General features: G+C 53.3%; 4 protein-coding genes and 1 pseudogene. 3 read left to right on the top strand and 2 right to left on the bottom strand.

The annotated features are described in order from the left end of the window. Positions 1–41: 41 nt before the first annotated feature. Positions 42–338: a GNAT family N-acetyltransferase gene (locus tag ACSZO1_RS21875; RefSeq protein ID WP_437616423.1), complete on the bottom strand. Its 297-nt coding sequence runs from the start codon at positions 336–338 to the stop codon at positions 42–44. A gap of 232 nt (positions 339–570) precedes the next feature. Here ACSZO1_RS21875 and ACSZO1_RS21870 point away from each other — a divergent pair. From ACSZO1_RS21870 to ACSZO1_RS21860, 3 genes and pseudogenes are all read left to right on the top strand, one after another. Further along, a pseudogene (locus ACSZO1_RS21870) lies at positions 571–984 on the top strand (GNAT family N-acetyltransferase); the annotation flags it as partial. Positions 985–1088: 104 nt separating this feature from the next. Then, a complete protein-coding gene (locus ACSZO1_RS21865; protein WP_437616421.1) occupies positions 1089–1373 on the top strand; it encodes a putative quinol monooxygenase in 285 nt (94 codons plus the stop codon). 134 nt (positions 1374–1507) lie between these two features. Next, complete coding sequence (locus ACSZO1_RS21860; protein WP_437616419.1) at positions 1508–1864, top strand: DUF4186 domain-containing protein; 357 nt, start codon at positions 1508–1510, stop codon at positions 1862–1864. Positions 1865–1896: 32 nt separating this feature from the next. On the opposite strand, the gene ACSZO1_RS21855 is transcribed toward ACSZO1_RS21860, so the two are convergent. Beyond that, positions 1897–3480: a methyl-accepting chemotaxis protein gene (locus tag ACSZO1_RS21855; protein WP_437616417.1), complete on the bottom strand. Its 1584-nt coding sequence runs from the start codon at positions 3478–3480 to the stop codon at positions 1897–1899. Positions 3481–3595: the final 115 nt, after the last annotated feature.

Below are 3595 nucleotides of genomic sequence, written 5' to 3'. Positions count from 1 at the left end.
GGGCATCGTGAAAAGTCTATGTCAAAGAAAGAGTTATGTTCTCATAATTGACGATTAAATCGCACCTTCCCTAACTGCATTCCCCGGCAGGACGGCTTAACAAACACACGTTTGATTTCGCCTGCGTGATGATCCTGCAGCAGGACCGCGCCGCAACCGACCGCCTGACCTGTATTATCACGCACAAGTAAACAGCGAATGGAATCATCTTGCTGGGTGCTGATATCAATACAATGATTGCTCTCTGCCGGGTACAGTGCCGACTGAAAAGTATCCAGTTCGGAGATCAATTGCTGAAGTTCTGGCTCATTTTTGGTGACTTCTGTAATCGTGAACATCACTATTTTCCTTATCTCCCTGTGATGCCATAGTCTAGTTCCCTCCCGCCTGGGGGATGTAATAATTTATTATTATGAGAACGTTAGCCTGTTTTCGACAGGTCTGTATGGTTAACCACGGAGGTCAGCCAGGATGTTAACAATCCGGGAAGCGACGATTCAGGATGCCACATTACTGGCACAGTTAGGATAGGCCAGCTATTACCATCATTTTGCCCATCAGTGGCAGTCTGCTGATGAACTGAGTGAATTTATCAGCCATGAGTATTCTGCTGAGACGCTGGAGATAAGCCTGAAAGATAGCGCTGTCTGCTGGTTCATCGCGGAAACTGACAAGCCGGTGGGGTTTGCCAAACTGACCTGGCATTGCGCGATACCTGGCAGTCAGCAATCCGGCAGCTTACTCAATAAACTCTATTTCGCGCCAGGTGAGACTGGTAAGGGATATGGCAGGGCATTTCTTACTGACGTGATGATGCGGGTTCAGCAGCGGGGAGAGGCACTGTTCTGGCTGGAAGTGCTGCAAAGCAATCCTGATGCCCGCCGTTTTTATACGTCTTTCGGTCTGCAGCATATCGGTGATACTGAGTTTTGCAGCCGCTCGCAGCGCAGCATATTACATATTCTGGCTAAGCGCTTCTGCTGAAAGCCTTTTTCACAAAACGTGCCAGTTTTTTCCGCAATATTTGGCAACCCTGACCGATTGCATTAGATTGTTCGGGCACGAATTTCCTCACAGGAGTGCTTACTATGATCGAAGTGATTGCTGCTTTTTCTGCCAAACCCGGCAAAGAAGATGCGCTGCGTAAAGCAACGCTGGATGTTGTTGAACCGACGCGTGCTGAGAGTGGCTGCGTGCAGTTTGTGGTACACGAAGATCTCAATCAGCCCGGTGCTTTTTTCATTCGTGAAACATGGAAAAGCCAGGAAGATTTAGATAAACATTTCCAGATGCCGTACCTGCAGAATCTGGTCGAACTGCATAAAGAACTGCTGGCCGGTGAGCTGAAACTGCACCAGCTGAAAGTATACTAAGCCGCACCACGGCTGTTTATGCTGAACCGCCTGCGGGCGGTTTTTTCTTTTCCCGCTGCGAGGGCTCCGCCTTGCACTGAATGCCCGACGGGCGTAGCCTTGGCCGGTATCGTTTCATATCACAGACAGATGTCATGACCACCTTTGAAGCGCTGTTTTCCCGCCTGGCGCGTTCTCCGTTTCGCCAGCGTTTCCATCTTACGCTGAAAGATCGCGACTACTGCTTTAACAAAGGTAAGACGCTGATTGCGTCGCATGCGGCAGACTTTATCGCGCAGCGTCTGGCGCCCGCGCATCCGCCTAATGACGGTAAGCAAACGCCAATGCGCGGTCATCCGGTGTTTATCGCCCAGCATGCGACGGCCACCTGTTGCCGTGGTTGTCTCGAAAAATGGCACCATATTGAGGCCGGGCAGCCCCTGAATGCGCAGCAGCAGCGTTATGTGGTTGAGGTGCTGCTGTACTGGCTGGAAAAAGAAGTGATGAAGTGACCGCGCCATCACGCGGTCACTCGCCGGGCGGGTTAATGCAGTTCTTCACGCAATTTGAATACCCGCACCATCTCCAGCAACTGCTCAGCCTGCTGCTGCATTGACTGCGCTGCTGCCGACGACTGCTGCGACAGGGTGGCGTTTTGCTGTGTCGCGGTATCCATATGGGTGATCGCTACGTTCACCTGATCGATGCCGGTGCTCTGCTCATGACTGGCCATGGAAATGGTTTCGACCAGCTGGCTGACACGTTGCACGCTGGCGACAATTTCTTCCATCGCGCTGCCCGCGCCTTTCACCAGTGTGTTGCCCTGGTTAATACGTGCCACTGAGCTGTCGATCAGCGTGCCGATCTCTTTCGCTGCCGTGGCTGAGCGTTGCGCCAGCGCACGCACTTCCGCCGCCACTACAGCAAATCCTTTGCCCTGTTCACCGGCGCGCGCTGCTTCTACTGCGGCATTCAGCGCCAGAATATTGGTCTGGAAAGCAATGCCATCAATCACGTCGATAATATTGCTGATTTCGCTGGAATACTGGTTAATCTCACTCATGGTTTTCACGACCTGATCCACCACTTCTCCCCCCTGATGAGCAACGGTAAAAGCGTCGCGGCTGATATTGCTGGCGACACGTGAGTTCTCGGCATTGTTTTTGACGACGGATGTCAGCTGCTCCATCGACGCGGCAGTTTCCACAATCGCCCCTGCCTGGGCTTCGTTACGCGCTGAAAGTTCACGGCTGCCAGTGGCAATCTCACCCGAGGCAGTAGCGATGGTTTCGGTGCCTGAACGCACACCGGCGACAATACGCGTCAGATTATTATTCATATCGTGCAGCGCCTGCATCAGCTCGGCGGTTTCATCGCGGCCACTGACTGTAATGTCGGCCTGCAGATCACCCGCGGCGACGGTACGGGCAATGGCGACGGCCTGCGCCAGCGGACGGGTGATGCTGCGTACCAGCCACCAGGTGATGATAAAGCCCGCAATCAGGGTAAACACCATTCCCAGCAGCAGCATCATTCGCGTCTTCTGATACAGCGCCAGATTGCGTGCATCACTCTGTTCACGGATCAGCTGCGCCTGCTTCAGTGTGCTGGCAACCATCTCATCGATCATGCGTGTTGGCTCACGGTCAATACCGGACACCAGCTTATCCACCCGCTGCGGGCTGGTTGCATCCTGAATCTGGTATTGCTGCAGGGCGGCGGTGTAGCGCTGTTCCAGCTCGGCATGCAGCGCGCGCGTTTTCAGCACTTCAGCGTTATTCATACCCAGTTGCGGCAGATATTTGCTCAGTTCGGTCAGCAGACCCTGCGTTTTCTGGCTCTGTTCGATAAACGCTTTACGGTATTTATCGAATTGTTCCTGATCCTGTGTGCCGCGCAGCAGGGTGTTTTTCCACTCCTGTACCTGAATCTTGAACTGCACCTGCGCATTACGCGCGGTGTCGATACTTTCTGAAATCACCTGTTCCGTGGCCATAATTTGCTGGTTCTGCGCGTGTCCGGCGGCGTTAACCAGCAGGCCGCGGATACCAAGAAAGAGCGTTGCCAGCAGCAAAATGGCAGCCAGCAGCCCGAGCCGTTGCCCGATGGTAAGGTGGTTAAGTTTCATAGCGGTGGTTATTTCCCGGGTTAAAGAAAAAAAGTAAACGGCGGATTCAAGTTCGAAGTGCAACGCTAAGCCGTCTGTCTTAACTCTGCAAAGACCACTGAAGGCTGCCGGAACC

This window comes from Erwinia sp. V71 (genome assembly GCF_965644245.1).
In the GTDB taxonomy this organism is placed as follows: domain Bacteria; phylum Pseudomonadota; class Gammaproteobacteria; order Enterobacterales; family Enterobacteriaceae; genus Erwinia.
Note: the sequence above shows the minus strand (reverse complement) of the source record. Positions and strands in the feature narration are given on the sequence as shown.

Excerpts from the sequence above, each read along its gene's own strand:
- ACSZO1_RS21860 (WP_437616419.1), top strand. The coding sequence starts at position 1,508 with ATGACCACCTTTGAAGCGCTGTTTTCCCGCCTGGCGCGTTCTCCGTTT.
- ACSZO1_RS21855 (WP_437616417.1), bottom strand. The coding sequence starts at position 3,480 with ATGAAACTTAACCACCTTACCATCGGGCAACGGCTCGGGCTGCTGGCT.
- ACSZO1_RS21875 (WP_437616423.1), bottom strand. The coding sequence starts at position 338 with ATGTTCACGATTACAGAAGTCACCAAAAATGAGCCAGAACTTCAGCAA.
- ACSZO1_RS21865 (WP_437616421.1), top strand. The coding sequence starts at position 1,089 with ATGATCGAAGTGATTGCTGCTTTTTCTGCCAAACCCGGCAAAGAAGAT.